The following is a 22378-nucleotide window of genomic DNA, read 5'->3' on the forward strand; positions in this document are numbered from 1 at the left end:
TAATGAAAAAAGGCTTATTTTTAAAACTAAGCCTTTTCCTTTTTTCAGGTATGTATAATGAACAACGAAGAAATTAATTTAAAACTTTTTAATACCGCCATGAAGCTTGCCGCTGAACAAGGGTGGCACAAAATGACACTTGTCGAAGCTGCACAACAAGCAGATGTTCCAGTGCCAACAGCGCGCCAAATTTTCCCATGCAAAGCATCTCTGCTAGTTTATCTTAATCGTTTGGCTGACGAATCTGCATTAACCCAAAAATATCAAAATCAACCAGTAGCTGACTATTTATTTGATTTGTTTATGAGCCGCTTTGATGTTCTACAAGAATACAGAGAAGGCGTTATTTCAGCATTACATGCCCTGCCTTTTAATCCACCTTTGGCTCTTATGATGGCTATCGCAACGAAGAATAGCATGCGTTGGATTGCCGAATCTGCACAAATTAACACCTATGGCATCAGAGGAATCGCATGCGTTAAAGGCTTAACCGCAATATGGGCACTTAATATGCGCGTATGGATTAAAGATGATACCCAAGATATCTCTCAAACCATGGCCTCTTTGGATCAAACCATTAAAAAAGCTGGCAAATTTGCATCCTATTTTGTAGTTCACAAGAACGATTCAGCTTCGAAAAAAGAGGCCGAAAACAAAGACGAATCTTATTGTTCCAATAGTGAAACGTAAAAAAATCTATTTTTTTTAATTTTTCTCTTTACGTAATCCAAGAAGTTGTCTAAAAGATGTTTCATAAACAACGTTGGGGTGTAGCCAAGCGGTAAGGCAGCGGATTTTGATTCCGCCATTCGGAGGTTCGATCCCTCCCTCCCCAGCCATTAAACATACTTTAAATTCCCTTAAAATTATAAATAATATTATTCAGTATAGATTAGTCTTTTTTCCACAAAGATATAACTTCTTATAATCTAATCTTTAGTAAAAAACTTTTATTAAAATCTTCATTGTGAAATCCCCTTTAAAAAGATTCCAATTTACATATCATCAACATCAAGTTATGTGCGAGTTATACCCACCGCACCCGTTAACCAAAAAACCCAAAATTTCTTTATCATTAACCCCTGAACTTATCCTTAAAATCAAAGCACCAAAAAGAACGACACATCAACAAATTATAGCTATTTTAGAAAAACACGGCGATTGGATTCTTCAGCAAATCAATAAACAACATGCAAAACAAGAGCAATCACATCATCTTCAATTTATACAATCAGAAAAGCATCTTTTTTTAGGACAATATTATGCTTTGGATATTATAGAAAATAGTGCTCTAAAACCTAACATCCAAGTTGTTGATCAATCGCTTAAAATTACTATTCGCCAAAACACACCGCAAAAAATCGCTTATTTATTAAATAGTTGGTATCGTTTTCAAGCCATTGATCTATTTTCTAAACGACTTTTACTCATAAAACCCTCTATTTCATGGATTAACTGGGAAAAACACCCCCCTTTATTGCGTATCAAGAAAATGACAAGTCGATGGGGCAGCTATATTCATCATACGCCAAGAGTGATTACCCTTAATCAACATTTAATCAAAGCTCCACTTAACTGTATTGACTATGTCATTATTCATGAGTTGTGCCATGAAGTTCAACCCAATCACAGCAAGAAATTCTATTCTCTTGTCTCGCAAATCATGCCAGATTGGAAAATATGGCAATCACAACTTCAACAAAAAAGTGCTTTATTGCTTTACAATACTATTCCAAAAGAACAGAATTAAAACATATTTCAACTCTTGATTACATGGTCTGTAAATGCAAGCTAAAGCACAAAGCTTTTTTAAAGCAATATTCCAGTTACCTGCTGGAGCACGTTCTTTAAAAAGACTTACTGTTCCCATCGCTCTAAATGATATATTAGCAGGCATTTTAGTTTCTAGTGTCGCTATTCCAGTTGGATTGGCCTATGCCAATTTAATGGGTGTTCCTGCGATTATTGGTTTATATGCTTGTATTATTCCTGTTCTAGCTTATGCAATTTTTGGCTCTTCTCCCTTTTTAATTATAGGACCCGATACCGCTGTCAGTAATATCGTTGGTGTCAGCTTGACCGCTTTTGCATTAACAACCCCTGATGCTAGAATACAAGGCGCAGCAGCCATCGCGATTGGCGTTGGTATAGTGAGTATTTTTGCCGGAAAATTACGCCTAGGTTTTATTGCGAATTTTTTGTCTCGACCAATTTTAACAGGCTATTTAGCAGGAATAGGTATTCAACTAATCCTATCGCAACTTTCTATTATCACTAAGATTTATGCTCCTACAGGAAATTTCTTTGAACGAGCCCTGTTTTTTATCCACCACTTATCTTCTATTCACTGGATGACCTTTGGAATGGCTCTGTTTTTTTTTATTTTTATAAGAGCCTGTATTTTCTACAAACCCTCTATTCCTGCACCTGTTATTACCGTAATCGTTTCTATTTTGCTTTCTTGGGGATTTAGCCTAAATCAATATGGAATTATGACTTTGGGGAAATTGCCATCTGGACTTCCCAGCTTTGAAATTCCCTCTTTTAATTATCCTCTTACAGAATTCATAGAAACCGTTGTTGCAGTAACCCTAATCAGCTTTTCGAGTGGAATTATTACTGCACGCAGTTTTGCAGCCACCATAGGCAAGCAAGTTGATGGCAATAAAGAATTAGTCAGTTTTGGTATTGCTAATATAATTTCAGGATTATTCCAAAGTTTTACCGTAACAGGTGCTGATTCCAGAACTGCTGTTGCTATAAACTCTGGAGGAAAAACCGCACTTGTAGGTATTAGCTCTGCTATAACTATTGCTTTGATCATTACCTTTCTTTCCCAACCACTCAGCTTTTTACCTTCTGCAATTCTTAGCGTGATTTTAATTTCAACCGCAATTAATCTGATTGACATTAAAACTTTTCGGTTTCTTTTAAAGGTCAGTAGGCAAGAAGCTATTTTTGTAATTATCACTATTCTAGGTGTTTTATGGGTAGGAATTTTACAAGGGATTATCTTGGCTGTTTTTATTACACTTTTACATGGCCTCGCACTATCTGCCAGACCCAGAGATTCTTTGTTAGGAATGTTCCCAAATACCAAAGAGCTCGTAAATCTTAACTTAGAGCCCACAGCTGTCCCTGTTCCTCATTGTATTATCTATTTATTCGAGGCTTCTATTATTTTTTTTAATGAAGGTTATTTCTCTAGCCGTTGTGCAACCGTTCTTGAACAACATGAAGACCAATCGATTAAATGGTTTATTTTAGATGCATCTGTGATGACCAGAGGAGATGCCAGCACCCTTTATGCTCTTAATCAACTTTACATTTTACTTCAGACAAAAAATATTAATCTTATTATCGCTAATGGACATTACGACTTCCGAAATATTGTACAAAAAAGTGATATAATGGACAAAATAGCAGGTAAAAAAATTTATCAATCTGTTGAAATTGCTCTAGCTGAAATATCCAGTTTATCCCAACCTCCAATGGAACCTATTCACCATGCCTAAAAAAATATGCCTTTTCGCACATTATACGCAATCGAATAAGTTACCTTTTGACGTCAAACATTATTTAAAAGCATTATATCATTGTGGGTGGGAAACGCATCTGGCTTTATCTGGACAGCAAATTTTATCATCTGATACAGATGATTTTTGTAAAAACCATCATATTACCCCTCACCTACGTTCTAATACAGGCTTAGATTTCGGTGCATGGCAACATTTGATGCACAAGGGAGTTGCCAAAAATGCTGATTATATTTTACTGACGAATGATAGTATTTTTGGCCCTCTATATTCAATGGATGCAATCTTTGATAAGATGTTAACACCAAACATTGATATTTGGGGTATGGTTGAAACCTTGGAAATTAACTGGCACCTTCAATCCTGGTTTTTATGCTTTACCAATCACGCTTTTCACCATCCAAAGATTCAAACATTATTAAATTTACCTTTTCACCAAATGTCAAAACCAGAAATAATTCAAAAAGGTGAACTTGGCTTGGGACAAATCATACAAGGAATTCCAGAATTTCGTTATGCTGGGCAATGGTCAAAATTAAAAAAATATCCGCTTAGAGACCCAAAACAAACAAATCCTATGCATCTGGATTGGGTTAGTGTAATCACCTCTGGTCAAGTTCCTTTTATTAAAAAAGAAGTTATAAGAGATAATTATTATGGACTTTTTTGGCTAAATTATTACCGTAAATTATTAAAAAATAATCATTATTTTCCACTAGAATATATAGATGAGTATTTAAAACAATACCCCAATAGGCCTTTACCTGTTGTACCTAAATGGAAGCGTTTTTTATATTTGGCCAGCACTTATGACACGAAAATTGCCTGGCAATATTTCCTTAAGCAAGGAATTTCTTGCCCTATAATTTATCCTAAATGAAAAACTACTTTACTTCAAAAAATATAATTTTCTTTGAATCGGCAAGGTTTGGCATAATTCCGACACCATAATAGTAACCACCATTATATATTCCCCATCCACCAAAAGCAAAACGAGAAAAGTTAGCTAAAATTCCAAACGTTCCATCAATACTAAAACTAGGTGTTGGATAAGGAAAGCGCGATTTATTCCAAATATCAATATGACCTCCATCTTGATTTTTCCCCCAATAGCTAGAAAAAGCAATAATCCCAGTCCTGCCGTAAACTTTATCTTTCCAGTTTTGACCTGTAATATCTTCAGCCTGCCCCAATCCACAAAACGGATTCTGCTTTAACCAAACAGCCATTTCGTCAGCACGGGTTGCAACAGGCAAGCCGTCAATTATAATACGTCCCAAAGTTTGACGACCCGAAGCTGGTTTAACTGCTTTTTGTGAAAAAGACTTCATATCAACCCCCACATTATGCAAAGTAATACTTAATCTTATGGCACATTGATATTTATATTCAGGTGAAGGGTTTCCTGTTTCAGCATGCCTCCACAAATCAAAAAATTGAACACAGGATTTTCTGGTTTTGGAATAAACCTCTGCTACTCCAAAACCATTGTGTGTCATATGAAGGAAATATAAACAGCTCATAAAGAAACCTAAATAAAGCTGTTTCATCTTATTACATTCCTCAATATTTTTTCATCATAAACAGGAAAGCTAATAGACTAATTTTTAATTATTCAATCAGGTCAGGCTTAACTGCTGAGTTTCCTCTTTAATCTGATAATAATATCCGAGCAACTCTTCTGTTTGTTCTTCCATAGTCGCAATATGATCTTTATGAGTGTTTACATAATTATCAAACATAGATGCTTTATCGAGTAAATCTTCTATAACTCGTTTGAGTTCTTCAGAATCTCCTGTCAAAGAAACATAAGTGCCATTCACACCATCCACAACATCTTCAGATTGACCTCCTGGATTACTACAAATTACCCAAACATCACGTAATAATGCCTCTCTGACGGTCATGCCGTAACTTTCTTTCCATTGCGAAGGGAAAAGTAGAACATCAATTCCATAAAAGAAATCATCTTTACCTTGAACATCGTAAGGAGGAATAGTAACAACTTTACCCTCAACTCCCCAATTACTAACATCAATTGGCGCAAATCCCATATTGATCTTACTGTCAATAATTTTCAATTCCCAGTCAGAACGACGTAATGATTTAAATGCCTTTTGAATAACTTGGGCACCTTTAATCGCTTCATCTCCAGCAACGAAACCAAAGCGTAAAGGCGTATTTGTTGGACGAGATGGTCTTTTCTTTTTGGGTCTTACAATCCCATTACGATTTACTTTAATCGAAGCTTCATCAATATCATTGGCAATATATAATTGTCGGTGCGTTTCACTTGGACTTAACAACAAAGAAGCTGCTTGTAATCCTTGTTTCATCATCATTGACCTCAAAGGTATATAATCTGCATGTGCTTCGCAGGTTTGACATACTCTTAAATCAATTTTCGTTTGAAAACAATAATTTCCATTTGATCTGGTCATAAATTGACGATTACATAGCCACCATGAATCATGTAAGGTAATTACATAAGGGATTTGTTTGCTTTGACAAGAAAACAACATCTGTAATCCCATATTTTGAATTGAATGGAAATGCACAATATCAGGTTTTACAGCATCCAAAACCATTTCGAAAGGTTCTATTATCTCTACATTATCGAATTGTTGCGAAGCATGTATTGCAGAAGGAATGTCGACAGAATAAACTATTGATCCATGATTTTTATATTTACATAATCCACGCTCTTGACCTTTAACTGGTCTAGAAGTGAAAATAGTCACCTCTACATCTTCATGTTGATGAATTCTTCTTGCCATTTCCTCGGCAACAAATGTAGCCCCACCAAAAGAATACGGATCATAATAAACATTAACTACTAATATTTTTAAGCTATTCTTTTTTACAACTTGTTTTACAGGCAAGCCAAAAACAGGTTGGACCTGCTGATCAGTAATAACCTTTGGTGAATAACGAGATATCACAGATTGATAGGCTTGCTGGGCCATAGAGCACCTTAACTCTTTATCCCTGGCCAATAATAATAATTTTTCTTTCCATTCATCTGAAGTATTTGCCAAAAATCCGTTCTCAGAATCCCTAATAACGTCACTGAAAGCTTGCCGTGGTGAACAAACTGATGGCACCCCTAAAATTGAAGCCTCTAAATATTTAATATTACTTTTAGCATCATTAAAAAGAATTGGCTCTAATGGAGCAATAGCAATATCTCCTTGGGCTAATAATTCTAAATATCGTTCATATGATTGAGGTGGCGTATAAGTTATTTGATTGATAACATCTTGAAACTCAATAGGTAAATCCAGCTCTCCAACGATCGATAAACGAAGTCTTTTCTCATTTTTCAAAGCAGATAATATACCCATTGATGCAGCAAGGAAATCAGCGTTATGCGTATTCGAGCCTGAGCCGTATACAATAGTTACCTCATCAGAATTCTTTTCTTTTATCGTTTTGTTAACTTTAGATCTGTTTAATCTTTCCGCAATATTTAAAGTATTTTGATCAAGTGCATTCTCAATAACATAAACTTCAGGCACACCTTCTTGTTGCATTACTTTGGCCAAAGCTTGTGTCGAAGCAATTGCGTGCTCACAAGAAAACATTGTTTTACGGTATAGACCAGTACCAAAAAACAAAAGATTTTTTTCTTCAGTTGATAAATATTGCATAAAACCACATTCCGCATAGCGTTCTTGATTAATGATTAAATCATCAACTTCCCACCATGGTTTTAACCCCAACCGTTTTGCCTCTTGAAGCTGCTCTAAAACATTTGGAAATGCAGGCACGCGATAAAATATAACTTCTTGAGATATTTGTAATAGTGACATTACTTGTTTTTGCGTGCGCCAATCACTGACTTTAACAATCCACCCTAAACGCTCTAAATGTTCAACTTTTTGTTGCACACGGTATTTATAACATTGTGGAAGCGTAACTTCTGCTATAATTAAAATTAATGGGTATTGTGAATTAGATTTATTATTAGGAAATTGATAATTATAGATTAAATCTATATTATCAATAAAGGTGTTTTGCGCAGGTACAACATTATGTTGCGAATGTTCTGACTGCTTTTTCGTCGATTCAAACTTTTGAAAAATAGCACGTAATTTTGGAAAACGAAGTATTAATTTACGATAAATACCTCTATAGCCTTCTTCTTTATAAACCTCAAAAAGACGCTTTTTAACTATTTTTAAAGGATATTCTTTAAAAAATTGTCCTTTAACAAAATAACTTACCATGCCATTAAGTAATGTTACTTTACAATAAAGAGGCGTTTTAATTCTTTGAATTAAAGTCTCTTTTTCTTTAATCTCACTTTGTATATTTGAAATCTTACTTTGTAGATTTGAAACCTCACCTTTTAAATTTGAAATTTCGCTCTGTAAATTTGAAATTTTTAAGCTTGATAGCTTCAAACTATTGCTATAGCTTTCTGATAGATTTTTTTTGATTTTCTTAGTCATTTTGTTCTAATATATATCTTATTTTTAAATTTTATTTATTTATTTATATTTCTTATTCAAAATATATTCAATAAATTTATATATAAATAAAAAAAGCCAGTTACTATTGTAACTGGCTTTTCAATTAGTAGAAGTTTTTTACTAAGACTTAACTACACCATTAGGATTTGCAACGTCAAACTGATTAACAGTAAGATCACTTACAGAAACACCTTCAATGGTAATTGTATGTCCATCAAGTTTAAGAACTGCATTACCCTTTGCATCATTTTCAGAGGTTTTCAACAAGTTTGCAATACTATCATTGTCTAGACCATAGTTATACAAGCCAATTTTATCGCCGTTACCATTTTTAGAGAAGTCGGTAATAACTGTATTACCATTATCAGTAATAGCTTTGTTAAACATGAACAAGTTATCACCAGCACCACCACTAAAGGTAGCGTTACCAGTTCCTGCAACCAAGGTATCATTACCAGAACCACCAGAAGCAACAAAATCAGAGCTACCGCCAACAACAGTATTTGCATAAATTTGTAATGCTGAGGTAGATCCTGATGCATTTAATGTTTCATTTCCGACATCGGCAACAAATAAACCGCTATCATTACCAGATGCATTCAATGTATAATTCAATCCACCAGCACCAAAGCCAACAAATTGACCTTGAGCAGTGGCTTCTGTGTTACCAACACCATTAAAGAATGACAAAGATCGGCTTGCATTAATTGTATTAGAGTCACCTTGAACAACTTGTAAGTCACCAGTTGCTGTAATACTACTAGATTGACCACCATTCAACTGACCTGCGTTAGAGTCATTTGAACCGTTAAAGGTGTAGTTACCATAAGTACCACCTTGGATTGTGCTACCACCACCAACAGTTACAACGTTATAGAAACTAAAGTCGTTAACTGCAGCACCTTCGTTAAGATTAACTGTTGAATGAATATCTTCTGAAAGACCACCAAACAAGCTGACACGATTTTGAGCAGTACTATCATTGGAAGCTGTAATAGTGTCTTGGCCATAAGAAGTTACGTTATTAATCTTACCAGCAGTAAGATCAATAGAACTCTGCCCTTGGCCAGTCAATGCTTGATTACCAATTGAAATATTATTATTACCGCTACCAGCAACAATTGTATTATTACCAGTACCAACCGCTATATCCCAATTACCACCATTAACAGTGTTACCATTGAAAACAACATTACTGTTTTCAGCTCCTGCTGCAAGCTGACCACTTTCTTGCCCTGCATTATAGGTAAAACTTTGAATATTACCTGATAGAACACGAACAAACTGACTGGAATTCATTACTGAATTAATAGTAACAGGACCATTCAACAGACTTAAATTATTAATTTCTGTAGCTGTCATACCCATTTTTGGTGATTGAGCGTTTTTTCCACCAACTACGATATAATCGTAACCATTACCAGCACTATAAGCGGCGCCACCTTGAGTAATCACACCATACCCAATTTTATGCTCAACTGGAGCGGCTCCGTCAGCTGTTACATCAAGAAAATTCAACTGGTCAACAGAGTAGTAATTTTGCAACTCTTGACTAAACTGCTTCGCTAATTTCAAAGCTTGAGTACCATCTAATGTTACAGCGATAGTACTATCGGTACCCCCGACAACCGTTATTCTTTCACCCATTCTACTTCACTCTTAATCTTTATTTTTAATTATTAAAACTAGATATCCTTAATTACGCACAATACTGTAAGTATGTGCGCAATATATAAATATAATAACTTTATATAAAAATCAATGACTTTACCTATAATTATTAACATTTATATTATAATAACTTAGTATTTTAAAAAATACTAAGTTATTATACAACAACCATGCAAAAAAAATTATGCAGTATGTGTTGGTGTATTAATAAGCACGAATCGATCTGCATTTAAATCAGATACAGCTACATTTTCAACAGTAATATTACGTCCTTCAATATTTAGAACCGCATTACCACTTGTGTCATTTTGAGAATTTTTCAATAGCTGTGCAAGGCTGTTATCATCTAGACCAAAGTTAAGCAAACCAATTTTATTTTGGCTACTATTAGCAAAATCGGTGATTACTGTATTTCCGCCTTGACCAGTTTCTTTAGTGAACAAGAATAAATTATCACCAGCACCACCACTAAATGTTGAGTTACCAGTTCCTGCAACTAAAGTATCATTAGCAGAGCCACCTGATGCAACAAAATTACTTTGTGCTCCAGACACTGTATTCGCATAGATTTGAATTGCTGCTGTCGAACCTGATGCATTTAATGTTTCATTACCAATATTCGCTACAAACAAACCAGAGTCACTGCCGCCTGCATTTACTGTATAATTAGAATCTGATGCACCAAAACCTACAAACTGTCCGTTCACAGTAACATTAGTATTTCCATTAGCGTTAAACAAACCTAGTTTGTTATTAACATTAAATGTATTATCACCACCATGAATTACCTTTAGTGAATTCACATTTGCTGATGCACTCACTGTGTTTTGATTACCTGCTAAGAATTCATTTTTGTCACCATCGGTATAAGTAACAGTAGTAGATGAACCGCCAGTAACTGTACTGTTTTTACCAACTGATATAGTATTTTTTTCACCTGTGCTTGCATCAGCAACTAACGCAGTACCATCAATCGACACTTGAGAGTTTGAACCTACCAACGTAACAGATTGATATCCTGTACCACCACCGGTAATCGTATCTTGGCCTTCAGAATAAACAGAGTTATTCCCGAACCCTAGCGTAATTGTATTTTTACCAGTCCCTGTATTGATTCTATTATTACCATCCGTAGATTTGATTGTAGAATCACCATCACCTGTAAATAAGGTCCAAGCACCTGTTTTTCCAGCACCATTAAAATCCAAGCTACCAGCAGTATTTACAATTTGTCCTGATTCATTATTTGCATTATAAGTTGTTCCTGATTTTCTTCCAGCTAAGATATTGATAAGATTTGCTGAAAAACCAGAATTATTTAATGTAATGCCGCCAGTTGAAGTGTCTGTGTCATCTGCCACAACTAAATATTCATATGCACTTGAAGCTTGATATACACCTGCTTCTGAATAAAACCCAACAGAATCTGGGTTTTGTGCAACAGCTGTATTAATTTTTGATTGAAGCTGTAATGCTGGTGCTCTTCCTCGACCTGTTGCAGCAGCCAAAGTATAAACTTCTCCATTAGCACCTGTAATCGTAATCGCCATTTATTTGTACCTCATAGTATTTTTTTTATTATTTAAATGTTTCCAAATATTACTCATAAATACATTACAAAAAATGCGGCGAAAATATTCTATTGAAATACTTTGGCCCATAAAATGTAAAATATTTACAACAATACTTTTTAGCTAAGCAGAAACGTATTATATCGAAATTGTACATAACAGCAAATGAAATAGACTTAATTTATTTAGAAACCACATTAAATTTAGTTTAAATTCGTTTTTTGTCGTCTTTTGAAGATATCTAAATTAAATAAACTAGTATAGATTCTTTTGTTTCTACCTCTTATTAAAATCAGCCACATTCAAAAGCTTATAAATAGTAAATAAACAACATAAATAGTTTTTTATATATGTAAATGTAAATTTATATATTAAATTCACTACCCTTCTTGCTTTTCAAGAAATAAACTGTATCACTCAAATTATAATATAACTGAACAGGAATGATCCTAACCATGACTTACAAACCTTCATCTTCAAGCATTATTTCATTGCAAGACATACTGAGCTACTATGATGATTGGTTTACTTTGCCTATTTTCCAACAAAACCCACTCCCACACCAAGCTTTTTTGGCATGGTTAACTAAAAATACAACACCTAAAAAAATAGCAATTTTTGATACTACAGATCGCAACACTCAAGGTAATCTTTGCACATTAATATATAATTTGGGCATTTCTAGTCAATGTTATGGAATTGCTGCAAATCCTAAAAGTTCCTTACCATCCGAAATACTAATTCCTCTGACCTCAGAAATACCGCTTTCTTCTTTCTCTTTGATCTATATAGATATTAGTAATCAAACGATCAAAAGTAATCCCCACTTATCGACAATCCAAACAAATGTACCTACAGATACAATATTTATTTTCAATAATCTGTATAGCCAAAATTCAATTGCCAAAGAAAATCGCAAGCTAATTAATCAGTGGAAAGATTCTTATCCTCATTTTGAGTTGTCACACCAAGATGGTCTCCTTACTTTATATACAGGCATTCCGAAAAACAGCGCTCTTAATGAGCTTTTCTCTTTAAAAAATACACCAAAACTAGAACAAGTATTTAAAACACACTGTGCTTTATTGGATGATTATTGGCAGTTAAAAACACAAACAAACAATGCCCAAGAAATAAATAATAAAGAACAAATTTTAAAAGCAAAAACAGAAACATATTTATTGCAACAAGATATTTATTATCGAGAAAAAGCTTATAAAAGTTCTTTAGAACATGTTCAGACAACAACTTCTACAAAAATAGAAACTTTGCGTGCACAAAATCATAACCTAACGCAGCAAAACCACAGTCTGTCCCAACAAAATCATAACCTGACGCAGCAAAACCATAGTCTGTCCCAACAGTTAGAAATTTATACTAACACCTACCATCAACTTTCTATTTCACAACAGGATCATGAAAAAAATATTCTCATAAAGCATCCTCGTCATATTATTTTTATTGCAGGTGAACCCAATACTCCTGGCGTTATTTATCGATGCTATCGCAATGCCGAAGCATGTACTATAGCTGGGCATGAAGCAAAAGTAATTAATGCTGCAGATGTTTCTCCTGATGATATTCAATGGGCAGATATATTGATTTTATGGCGTGTTGAATTTAGTGGTCATATCCTTGGTATCGTAGAGCTTGCAAAAGAATATGGGACTCTAACAGCTTTCGACGCTGACGATATCGTTTTCAAACCTCATTTTGCTTATATTGAAATCATTGATGGTATTCGTACAATTGGCACGACAGAAGCCGAAACATCCCGTACCTTTGGCAATATGAAGCAAACCTTGATGCGTACAGACTTTGCCACTGCAACTACCCAAGAAATGCGCGAACATATGGCTCAAGAGCTTATGCCAAAGCATGCAGGGCCTTTAGTTTTTATTTTACCTAATATCTTTGATGATGATTGCGTGCGTATTTCTCGCTTTTTTAGCCGTATCAAAATAGCCAATAAAAATGATAATTACATCAGAATTGGCTATGCTTCTGGAACACGCACCCACCAACGCGACTTTGCTTTAGTCATACCTGCGCTATTAACAATTTTTAGAAAACGTCCAGATGTCCGTTTAGTTTTATTCAGAGAGCCTGAAAATCATCGCCCCATTCTGCATATGAATGAGTTTCCTGAACTTAATGATTTCCAAGATCGCATTGAGTGGCGAGATACAGTTCCTTTGAAACAACTTCCTCAAGAACTAGCACGCTTTGATATTTCAATTGCGCCTTTGGAAGCAGAAAATGTTTTTTGCAATGCCAAAAGTGAGCTTAAATTCTTTGAAGCAGCCTTGGCAAATGTCTGCTCAGTTGTATCTCCTACAGGGCCTTTAACGCGTTGTATTCAACATGGTATTACTGGTTTTTTAGCTAAAAATACTGAAGAATGGGAAACATATTTACTTACGTTAATTGATGATCCGTCACTGCGTCGCCAAGTGGCACAAAATGCATATCATGATGTTTTATGGAATTTTGGTATACAACGTCAGTCTCATCTGTGCGATACAATGATGTTAAGCTTGACTGGAGAAAAAGGTGCTGCACAAGCAATGGAGACTATCATTGCACGCAAAGACTATAAAAACCTTGGTATGCCAATTGTTCCAGAAAGCGAAATTCTTTTTGAGCATGACGCTTTGCAAGAATCCGAAGTAACGGTTGTAATTACCTCTTATAATTATAGTAACTATATTATTGAGGCTATGGAATCAGTTAGAGCACAAACATTAAAATATATAGATCTGATTGTTGTAGATGATGGCTCATCTGACGATTCTGTAGAACTCATTATTACTTGGGCCAAAGAACATAAAAACCGATTTAATCGCTTACAACTACATCGTTCTTTAAAAAATGTTGGATTAGGTGGTGCTCGTAATATCGGTATTGCTGCCAGTGAGACTTTATATTCTATGCAGCTAGATGCTGACAATCGGTTACTGCCTGATAGTTGTGAAAAACTTTTAGCCAAGATTCAAGGGACTGCTATTGGTTATGCATATCCTCACTTGCGTCATTTTGGTGCAGGCGAAGCCATCGGTGGGCACGTACCATACCATCCACTACGTTTAACTGTAGGCAATTATATTGATGCTATGGTGATGTTGGCTAAATGGGCTTGGGCGGCAGCTGGAGGTTACTATGTCCAACGCGATGCTATGGGCTGGGAAGATTATGACATTTGGTGTCGCCTAGCAGAATTAGGTATTCAAGGCACACAAGTCAAAGATGCAATTGCTGAATATAGGGCACATGTTGCTTCTATGACAAACACAGTAACTGAGCAAACTTATCATAAACCCAAAGTAACGTCATATCTTGCCGAGCGGCATCCTTGGGTTAAACTTGTTCTTCCAGAAGAGTCTCCTTGGGTTAATAAAAACAAATAGCACTTCTTAAAAGGTCAATACTCTTTCGTATTGATCTTTTATTTTACAAGACAAAACCCATATTCAAAATTACATCTTTGTCGGCTTTCGTATTATTTATTCCTTTATCCGCCTTTGCTGATGCACCACAATTTTCTGATTATCTAGTGCCAGAAATTTATCAAGGGGCAAATCATCCCGCAATTGATGAGGGCCGTTTCGGTGATTTTTTTCCTGAACGTCAAAAAGCTTTAGAAAATCAAAAGGTGAACTATGCAGGACAAACTCCTGAATAACTCATATGCTTCACACCTTCTTCACTATCCTTTACCAAAGATTGGTAAACAAAAATGATGGCGATGGACTGAGTATTAACTATGAATGGTTATCTAAACACAGCTTAAAAATTAGTATTTTACAATTCAGCACAGGTAAAACAACCTATACGATAACCCAACATAAAAACAAAGTTGTGAATCAAATACACACTGATAAAAGAACAGAACATAATAAAATCCAAGTTTCTCCTTAAAATTGCCTTATTTAAAGATGTAAAATAAAAGTAACTAAATATTGCAATAAAGCTATCAAGACGATAAGATAATAAAAATATATAATAAAAATAATATATTAAGGAGATTTTCAATGAAACTAAAATATACTTTACTTGCTGCAGTTGGTTTAAGCTTTTTTACCAGTGGTGCTTTCGCACAAACACCTGTGCCTCAAACACAACCCCTTACGCCTCAACAACTTGAAGTTGCAAAAGAAAAAGCAATTGCAAGTAAGGATCTTGTAAATCAGCCGAATATGACGCCGCAACTTCTTGAAACAATGAAACAAAGAGCTGCTCAAGGGGATGTAGTAGCCCAAAGCTTATTGGGGCAAGTCTATCAAAACGGAAAATATGGTGTAAAAAAGAATTACTTTACCGCCAGAGATTGGTATGAAAAAGCTGCTGCTCAAGGTAATGTTGCTTCTATGATTAATCTAGGCGATATGTATCAAAAAGGATTAGGCGTTCCTAAAAGCTATAGTAAAGCCAAAGAACTCTTTGAACAAGCTGCTGCTAAAGGGGATGCCGTTGCCCAATATAACCTTGGTGTCATGTATCAAGATGGCAGAGGTGTTAAAAAAGATGGTAAAAAAGCTCTCGAATGGTACAACAAATCTGCTGCTCAAGGCTATGGTGATGCTTACAATAATACTGGTGCAATCTATGAGCATGGTATAAATGTTTCTTCAAGCAAAAAAGCTGCAGAAGAAAATTATCAAAAAGCTTGTGAAAATAACAGCAAGCAAGGCTGTATAAACTATAAAAGATTACACGATAAAAAATAATTAAATTAAAAATTATATTGATATCTTGTAAAGCATACACACTTTACAAGATATCAAGCAGTTCCTTACTTCTCTGGCACATTTTCCAGCAATTCATTCACCCAAATCGTTGCATTTCCATCAGATGGCGCGCGCCAATCTCCCCGAGGGGATAATCCTCCGCCTGCCGAGACTTTAGGAGAATTAGGCATAGCAGAGCGTTTAAATTGGCTAAAAGCAAAAAAGCGGTTCACAAAGACTTCTAACCAATGACGTATTTCAGCAAGTGCATAGGCTTTCTTTTTCTCTTCTGGAAAACCATCTAACCAAGTGCCTTTTTGAATATCTGACCAAATAGAGTAAGATAGAAACGCAACTTTGGACGGCTTTAACCCATATCGTAAAATATAATATAAATTGAAATCTTGCAGCGCATATGGACCAATTTTTTCCTCGGTGCTTTGCAATGTTTTGTTATCCTGAGAAGGGATAAGCTCTGGTGAAATCTCGGTATCTATAATCCGTTGTAAAATTCCACCTGCTTGATCACAAAAACGCTCTGATTGAATAACCCAGCGAATAAGATGTTGAATAAGCGTTTTGGGAAGCCCCCCATTCACATTATAATGTGACATTTGATCGCCAACTCCATACGTACACCATCCAAGTGCGAGTTCAGATAAATCACCTGTTCCAATAACAATACCATTATGATGATTAGCCAGCCTGAACAAATAATCCGTTCTAAGCCCCGCTTGTACATTTTCAAAAGTTATATCATAAACTGCTTGTCCTTTTGCATATGGATGGTCCATATCTTTTAGCATTTGTTCGGCTGCGGGGCGAATATCCAAACATTGCCACTGAATACCCAAAGCTTCCATCAAGGCCTCAGCATTATTTTTTGTCTCTGAGCTCGTTCCAAACCCTGGCATTGTAAAACCTAGGATGGAATCTCTTCCCATCTTCAGCTCATCAACCACTTGCACAGCAACCAATAATGCTTGAGTCGAATCAAGCCCTCCAGAAATACCAATCACCAACCTTTTGGCGCCAATAGTTTGAATCCGCTGTTTTAGCGCAGATACTTGAATCATATATGCTTCATAGCAATCTTGTTCCAAACGGTGGGCATCAGAAGGCACAAAAGGAAACCGCTCTAACGGTCTTTTTAATCCTATATCTTCCAATGAGGGATTGAGCGTAAACTCTACAGTGCGATATTGATAGCGCGCAGATTCATTTTGATGGAAACTGCCCATTTGTAAACGTTCTTGTCGTAAAATATCCAGATCTATATCAGCAACTAAACAAAGCTGCCCTTCGGGAAAACGTTCACTTTGTGCTAGCACTTGACCATTTTCTATAATAGATAACTGCCCATCCCACGCAACATCCGTTGAGGACTCTCCTTGTCCAGCTGCGGCATATAAATATGCACAAATCCCTCGGGCTGATTGCGCTTGGCACAACAAAGTTCGTTTATCCGCCTTTCCAATCGTAATATTACTAGCTGATAAATTAGCAATGACAGTCGCCCCAGCCATGCAAGCATGACTGCTTGGAGGAACTGGCACCCATAAATCTTCGCAAATTTCTACTCCCAGAACAAAGTCTGGATAGTCTTTGGCAGTAAAAAGTAAATCTATACCAAAAGGGACTGTTTGCCCCAACAGATTCATTTCTTCTTGACGAATATATTGACCACTAATGAATTGACGAGCCTCATAGAATTCACGATAATTTGGTAAAAAAGATTTTGGTACAATACCTAAAATCTTTCCTTTATGCATAACAATACCACAATTATATAATGCACCTTTAAAAACCAATGGTGCACCCAACACTAAAACTGGGGATAGTTCTTTCGTATCCTGGCAAATCTTACCGAGAGTTTTGACGGTTGTTTCTAACAAAATTTGTTGTAATCTTAAATCCTCAATAGAGTATCCTGTTAGGCATAATTCTGGAAACACACATAAACCTCCCCCTTGCTTATCTACATTGTTAGCAAGTTGGATAATTTGTTGGCTATTGGCAAAAGGATCAGCCAATTTAACAGCAAAGTTACAAGTCGCTCCTCTTAATAAATTATGTTCATAAATAGAATAGAAATTTTTCAAAAGAAACGCTCCAGCAAATAATTTAAAAGGCCAAAAAATACAACAACAATATTAAAATTAGCGAAATTTACCAGAATGTTTCTTTTCTATCTCACTGCTTATTACAATCCAAAATAATAATACCAGAGAATAAAAACCATTCATCATAGTCAAAGAAATAGGTAACCACGAAAATAAATAAGAAGGTAAATCGCAAGGTTTATGAGGACGATCAGGCATATCCATAAAACGTGTTGCTAAATCTTGAGCATGACTGGCCACAGCATAACATTCAGGTAACGGACTGGACCACCACCCCTCTTCTACACCAATATGTACAAAAGAAAGCCCAAGAGAAACCAATAAAGTCAATACAATAATTGCCTTGACCCAAGCAACAAAACTTCCTCTTACAAGCAATAAACAAACACCTGCAGCGATTAAAACTCGATACGGCCAACGCTCTAATAAACATAAACCACAAGGTGCCATATTCCACATATTTTCGGCAACCCAAGCAAATCCTAATGCGAATATTCCAGCCAGAACGATAAAGATTCCCGTAAGATTTTTGATATATTGTCGCTGTTGATAAGACACGATGAGAAGCCTTCAAAACTATAAAAAATATAAGTCTTGTATTTTACTATAAAATAATAAATCAAACACGTATTAAATGAAATATTCAATTTGTTTTATAGAAAAAAGCCTTGAGTATTTCTACTCAAGGCTTTTTAAGTTATCTATTTTTATAAATTCTAGTGTTGAGATTGAATAGAGCGTTCCAAAGATTGTTCTAAATCATTAGGGGAACCTTGCCCTTTTTGCTCTGTAGCAGGAACAGAAGAAGGTTTCGTTACTATAGGATTTTTATCAATCTCACCTGTGCATCCAACAATACTCACATTATAAAGAGGATGTTCAAATACTGAAGCCCCTGGCTCTGCTACAAAGATCCAAGCTGCAAAAGGATTGGTTGGCAATTGACTGTCGGTTACCGTTACAAAAGCTGCACTGTCTGGAGAAGCAGTTATTGGACGCACAATACATTTTTTAACAGCAACAGTTAGCGTTTTATATTGCGCAGATCCACCAACAGGAATAGTTAAGTTTGTAACGCTAGATTCTAGTTTATTTAAAATACGGATTTCTGCTTTAGGCTGACTGTACCAAGTATTATCTACATGTGTTACTGGTTGTTTATTCAGATCTGATGTATTCGCCGCTGGTGGATCTGCATACGCATTCATCTCTACCAAAAAAAACGAACACATCGATAAAGCAAGCAAAAACTTTTTCACACTACAGGACTCCGTAACTGATCCACAATTTGTTTTAATAAATCCCTCATACCTTGTTCATTAACCCCCATGATCAAAGCATCTTCAAATGAATCTTGCATCACTTGTATTAACTCGACATAGTTCTCATTCAGGATTTTAATTTTTTCTTTACAAAGAACAGGCTGTTGATCTGATTGCAACCATACAGGGTATTCTATCATCAGCTTTGCTCTTTATTGTAATTTATCAGAAGGTTTATCACCTGTTGTTTTATTATCTGTTTTTGACATGTTGTCTGTAACAGAAAAAATAAATTTACTAAGTAATTCTTGTAAACTAATTGAACCCTGCGTATGGGTTAAAAATTGATTGGGTTTTAAAACTTTTTCATCACCGCCAGGGGAAAGATCAATGTATTTCCCCCCCAACAAACTGTCACTCGTAATCACAGCAGCTGTATCGGTGGGTAAACTGACATCGGGGCGTACAGTAAAAACAACCGTGGCTTTGTAATCTTTTGGATTAACCTTTTGACCAGTAACTTGACCAACGGTAACCCCCGCTAATTTAACATCAGAGCCAACATCCAGCCCATCAATGTGCTCAAAAGAAGCTTTTAATGAATATCCACCATCATTGCGTTGCCCATGTCCAATAATTGCAAAAGTAACTGCTGTGATAAACACAACAATAACAATTAATCCTGTAATAAGCTCTATAATCTGCTGTGTTTTTTTTGAGGACGTAACAAACATATGGATAAACTCTATTCCTTATTCCCCAGGGGACCAGCTTTCATAATCCCCAGTTGCTTTGGCACGTTTTCCACCAGCATAATCGCTGCCTTGTGGATGATATGCGTTTGCACTACCTGTTGAATTTGAATGATAAGGGGCTTGCCATGGATGGCGTTTAGAGGCAGGGACCGCAACATCAGCACCGTGATGCAACCATACCCACCATTCAGGAGGAACCGCTGAAGGATCCTCATTTTTTTTATAAATAACCCAACGCTCATGACGGTGCTCACCACCGCCAAGGCGGGTTAACTTACGAGATTCGTAATAAGAGCGTCCATCAGCATCTTTGCCGACCAAACGTCCTTTAAACATCGTATGAAGGCGTGTTCCAAATGTTGTCATGATCTTAGTTCAATATATTCAATCTATTAATAACGGTTACTTTGAATTCTTGTATAGAATTCTCTTAAACAAAAATATACCCTTTTCGTTAAAAAAGAGCAAAAATTCTTTTCAATTAATTTTTCAGCCCTTTCTTTAAACTGCATAATACTAACTTTGTAAATAAGTAATTTTGCCCCTTTAAAAGCATATTTTTACCGATCGATAATTTTATCCACAATATCCACTATATCCATAGGGCTGTATAAATTTTTAAGCCGATATAGCTCTTATATTATGATGAAAAAGCACTTACACTTTATCTATTATGAAAGCACAACATTTCTGGAATAGCGTCAGGATGCGCAATCTGCAAACTGCGATTGATCCCGATGCCCCCTTATACTCTGTAACCATTCCCGAAGATTGGGAAAACAACGCAGCAACCGCGATACTAGAACTGTGCCCCGAGCATCAGTTGGATGTATCCCCGATTAAGGCCGATATCTTAATTGCCAATTGGGTGTTCCCGTTATGCGAACAGACAGATCAATTTACAGTGGAAGATTGGGAGCATATCCTATTACATAGGCAAGCCTGTCCAAATGCCAGTATTTGGAAAAATGATACCAGCCAAAAACTGGGCATTACCATTAATTTGGCCGCATTTGCTTCTGCTGAGGCAGGATTTGATGCCCGTGCTTATCGCCATGTATTAGAGATTGCTGGGCACACATTGCGTATCTTATATAGACAGCAAGCCAACTTTGTGAATGGCGAGTTGCCTTTTACAGAGCTTACAGAATCGATTGATAAACAAAGCCAAAATAAACAATTTGACTTAACGCCTCAACCAAGTGCTGGCATTATTTACTTGTCTAACCTAGATGCATGCTTGGCTCAACTGGGTTTTGATTATGACAGTCATGACGGTAGGGATATTGCGTGTTGCTTGGCTTGCTTTGCAACATTATTAGCAAACGCAGGATGTGGTGCTGATTTCCTTCCTTTATCTCCTGATTGGAACGCTTTACCAGAGTTGACTTCAACAGCAAAAGATATATGGGCGTTGGCTTCTGAAGAACCAGCATCTCGCCTTGAGCGAATTGATACCAGCTTTTCCTTGCCTGGCAATCCTACTGATTTATTATTAGGGTCAGAAGCATGCGGCCTTGCTCCTATTTTCTCGCCTTTAAGAGAAGATGGCTTATTAAATTTCAGCACGCTGGCAAGATTAGCTCATAAGGGGTTAACATTAGAATCGGCTCTAGCAGCCTCTTTAGCAGGCGAGCAACTCTTGACGCCACCATCACAGCAAGCTCATTATGCTATGCATCAAGCTTTGGCTGGATTTGTAACCCATATGCCTGCACGGCCAAATCAAATTACTTATCCTTTATCTCAAAAAGCAATGCTGACACGTGGAACCAAAAGGCCTTTACCACCTCGTCGCAAGGGTATTACCCAGAAAGCAAGTATTGCGGGACGTGGATTATTTCTGCGTACTGGGGAATATGAAGACGGAACACTTGGGGAAATTTCCATTACCCCAACCAAAGAAAGTGCTATGGTCAAAGGTCTGCTCGACAGTTTAAGTCAGGCCGTCAGTATTGGGTTGCAATATGGTGCCCCCTTACAAGATTATGTATCTCACTTTGCCTATAGTCGATTTGGAATTGCTGGCACCGTAGAGGGTGATCCCAATGCTCTATATGCAACATCATTCTTAGATTATAGTTTCAGAGTGCTTTCAGATGTTTATTTAAATGAACCCCTCGCTGATGCACCCAATAATTTACATGTTGGTGAGGATATGGTTCCTATGTTACCTTTGGAACTACCAGAGGATGATGAAACCCCTCCTTCTTCACCCCATCCTCGTAATCGTAAATTTAAATTGGTTAGTTAAAGGA

18 protein-coding genes and 1 tRNA gene are annotated in these 22378 nt (G+C 36.2%); 9 read left to right on the forward strand and 10 right to left on the reverse strand.

From position 1 onward, the window contains the following. The first annotated feature begins 57 nt into the window (after nucleotides 1-57). The 5 genes from QMN76_RS09050 to QMN76_RS09070 all read left to right on the forward strand — a co-directional run bounded on the left by QMN76_RS09050 (nucleotide 58) and on the right by QMN76_RS09070 (nucleotide 4416). The gene (locus tag QMN76_RS09050) at nucleotides 58-690 is read left to right on the forward strand and encodes a hypothetical protein (RefSeq protein WP_051462063.1); all 633 of its coding nucleotides are present in this window, start codon (nucleotides 58-60) and stop codon (nucleotides 688-690) included. 74 nt (nucleotides 691-764) lie between these two features. Then, nucleotides 765-839 (forward strand) — tRNA-Gln (locus QMN76_RS09055). A 179-nt stretch (nucleotides 840-1018) separates the two neighbouring features. Further along, nucleotides 1019-1750, forward strand: a complete 732-nt coding sequence (locus tag QMN76_RS09060) for a M48 family metallopeptidase (RefSeq protein WP_282024439.1) — start codon at nucleotides 1019-1021, stop codon at nucleotides 1748-1750. A 34-nt stretch (nucleotides 1751-1784) separates the two neighbouring features. Beyond that, a complete protein-coding gene (locus tag QMN76_RS09065; RefSeq protein WP_282024440.1) occupies nucleotides 1785-3515 on the forward strand; it encodes a SulP family inorganic anion transporter in 1731 nt (576 codons plus the stop codon). Then, nucleotides 3508-4416, forward strand: a complete 909-nt coding sequence (locus QMN76_RS09070; protein WP_282065986.1) for a rhamnan synthesis F family protein — start codon at nucleotides 3508-3510, stop codon at nucleotides 4414-4416. Before QMN76_RS09065 ends, QMN76_RS09070 begins: the two co-directional genes overlap by 8 nt. A 4-nt stretch (nucleotides 4417-4420) precedes the next feature. On the opposite strand, the gene QMN76_RS09075 is transcribed toward QMN76_RS09070, so the two are convergent. The 4 genes from QMN76_RS09075 to QMN76_RS09090 form a co-directional block, all read right to left on the reverse strand. After that, nucleotides 4421-5086 carry a type VI secretion system amidase effector protein Tae4 gene (locus QMN76_RS09075; protein ID WP_282024444.1) on the reverse strand — a complete coding sequence of 222 codons (666 nt, stop codon included), beginning with the start codon at nucleotides 5084-5086 and terminating at the stop codon, nucleotides 4421-4423. A gap of 69 nt (nucleotides 5087-5155) precedes the next feature. Beyond that, the gene (locus QMN76_RS09080) at nucleotides 5156-7990 is read right to left on the reverse strand and encodes a glycosyltransferase (protein ID WP_282024446.1); all 2835 of its coding nucleotides are present in this window, start codon (nucleotides 7988-7990) and stop codon (nucleotides 5156-5158) included. A 141-nt stretch (nucleotides 7991-8131) separates the two neighbouring features. Next, on the reverse strand, nucleotides 8132-9658 hold the full coding sequence (locus tag QMN76_RS09085; RefSeq protein ID WP_282024448.1) for a calcium-binding protein: 1527 nt from the start codon (nucleotides 9656-9658) through the stop codon (nucleotides 8132-8134). Nucleotides 9659-9864: 206 nt separating this feature from the next. Continuing rightward, nucleotides 9865-11232, reverse strand: a complete 1368-nt coding sequence (locus tag QMN76_RS09090) for a beta strand repeat-containing protein (RefSeq protein ID WP_282024450.1) — start codon at nucleotides 11230-11232, stop codon at nucleotides 9865-9867. 476 nt (nucleotides 11233-11708) lie between these two features. On the opposite strand from QMN76_RS09090, the gene QMN76_RS09095 reads away from it, so the two are divergent. The 3 genes from QMN76_RS09095 to QMN76_RS09105 all read left to right on the forward strand — a co-directional run bounded on the left by QMN76_RS09095 (nucleotide 11709) and on the right by QMN76_RS09105 (nucleotide 15980). Continuing rightward, nucleotides 11709-14660, forward strand: coding sequence for a glycosyltransferase (locus QMN76_RS09095; protein ID WP_282024452.1), 2952 nt, complete (start codon nucleotides 11709-11711; stop codon nucleotides 14658-14660). Between the two features lie 77 nt (nucleotides 14661-14737). Then, a complete protein-coding gene (locus tag QMN76_RS09100) occupies nucleotides 14738-14935 on the forward strand; it encodes a hypothetical protein (protein WP_034340364.1) in 198 nt (65 codons plus the stop codon). A gap of 349 nt (nucleotides 14936-15284) precedes the next feature. After that, complete coding sequence (locus QMN76_RS09105) at nucleotides 15285-15980, forward strand: tetratricopeptide repeat protein (protein WP_051462073.1); 696 nt, start codon at nucleotides 15285-15287, stop codon at nucleotides 15978-15980. 65 nt (nucleotides 15981-16045) lie between these two features. Here QMN76_RS09105 and QMN76_RS09110 read toward each other — a convergent pair whose 3' ends face one another. The 6 genes from QMN76_RS09110 to QMN76_RS09135 form a co-directional block, all read right to left on the reverse strand. Further along, the gene (locus tag QMN76_RS09110) at nucleotides 16046-18082 is read right to left on the reverse strand and encodes an NAD(+) synthase (RefSeq protein WP_282024457.1); all 2037 of its coding nucleotides are present in this window, start codon (nucleotides 18080-18082) and stop codon (nucleotides 16046-16048) included. A 57-nt stretch (nucleotides 18083-18139) separates the two neighbouring features. Continuing rightward, complete coding sequence (locus QMN76_RS09115) at nucleotides 18140-18661, reverse strand: disulfide bond formation protein B (RefSeq protein ID WP_282024460.1); 522 nt, start codon at nucleotides 18659-18661, stop codon at nucleotides 18140-18142. A gap of 158 nt (nucleotides 18662-18819) precedes the next feature. Then, a complete protein-coding gene (locus QMN76_RS09120) occupies nucleotides 18820-19362 on the reverse strand; it encodes a DUF2155 domain-containing protein (RefSeq protein WP_282024462.1) in 543 nt (180 codons plus the stop codon). Next, on the reverse strand, nucleotides 19359-19565 hold the full coding sequence (locus QMN76_RS09125) for a hypothetical protein (RefSeq protein ID WP_034340373.1): 207 nt from the start codon (nucleotides 19563-19565) through the stop codon (nucleotides 19359-19361). Before QMN76_RS09125 ends, QMN76_RS09120 begins: the two co-directional genes overlap by 4 nt. A gap of 12 nt (nucleotides 19566-19577) precedes the next feature. After that, nucleotides 19578-20099 (reverse strand): outer membrane lipid asymmetry maintenance protein MlaD, encoded by a 522-nt coding sequence (gene mlaD, locus QMN76_RS09130; protein WP_034340376.1) that lies wholly within the window; start codon nucleotides 20097-20099, stop codon nucleotides 19578-19580. Nucleotides 20100-20117: 18 nt separating this feature from the next. Further along, on the reverse strand, nucleotides 20118-20486 hold the full coding sequence (locus tag QMN76_RS09135) for an NADH-ubiquinone oxidoreductase subunit NDUFA12 family protein (RefSeq protein ID WP_034340378.1): 369 nt from the start codon (nucleotides 20484-20486) through the stop codon (nucleotides 20118-20120). Between the two features lie 340 nt (nucleotides 20487-20826). Here QMN76_RS09135 and QMN76_RS09140 point away from each other — a divergent pair, with 340 nt between their 5' ends. After that, the gene (locus tag QMN76_RS09140) at nucleotides 20827-22374 is read left to right on the forward strand and encodes a TSCPD domain-containing protein (RefSeq protein WP_282024465.1); all 1548 of its coding nucleotides are present in this window, start codon (nucleotides 20827-20829) and stop codon (nucleotides 22372-22374) included. Nucleotides 22375-22378 lie beyond the last annotated feature (4 nt).

Source organism: Commensalibacter papalotli (ex Botero et al. 2024) (genome assembly GCF_947179115.1).
GTDB lineage: Bacteria > Pseudomonadota > Alphaproteobacteria > Acetobacterales > Acetobacteraceae > Commensalibacter > Commensalibacter papalotli.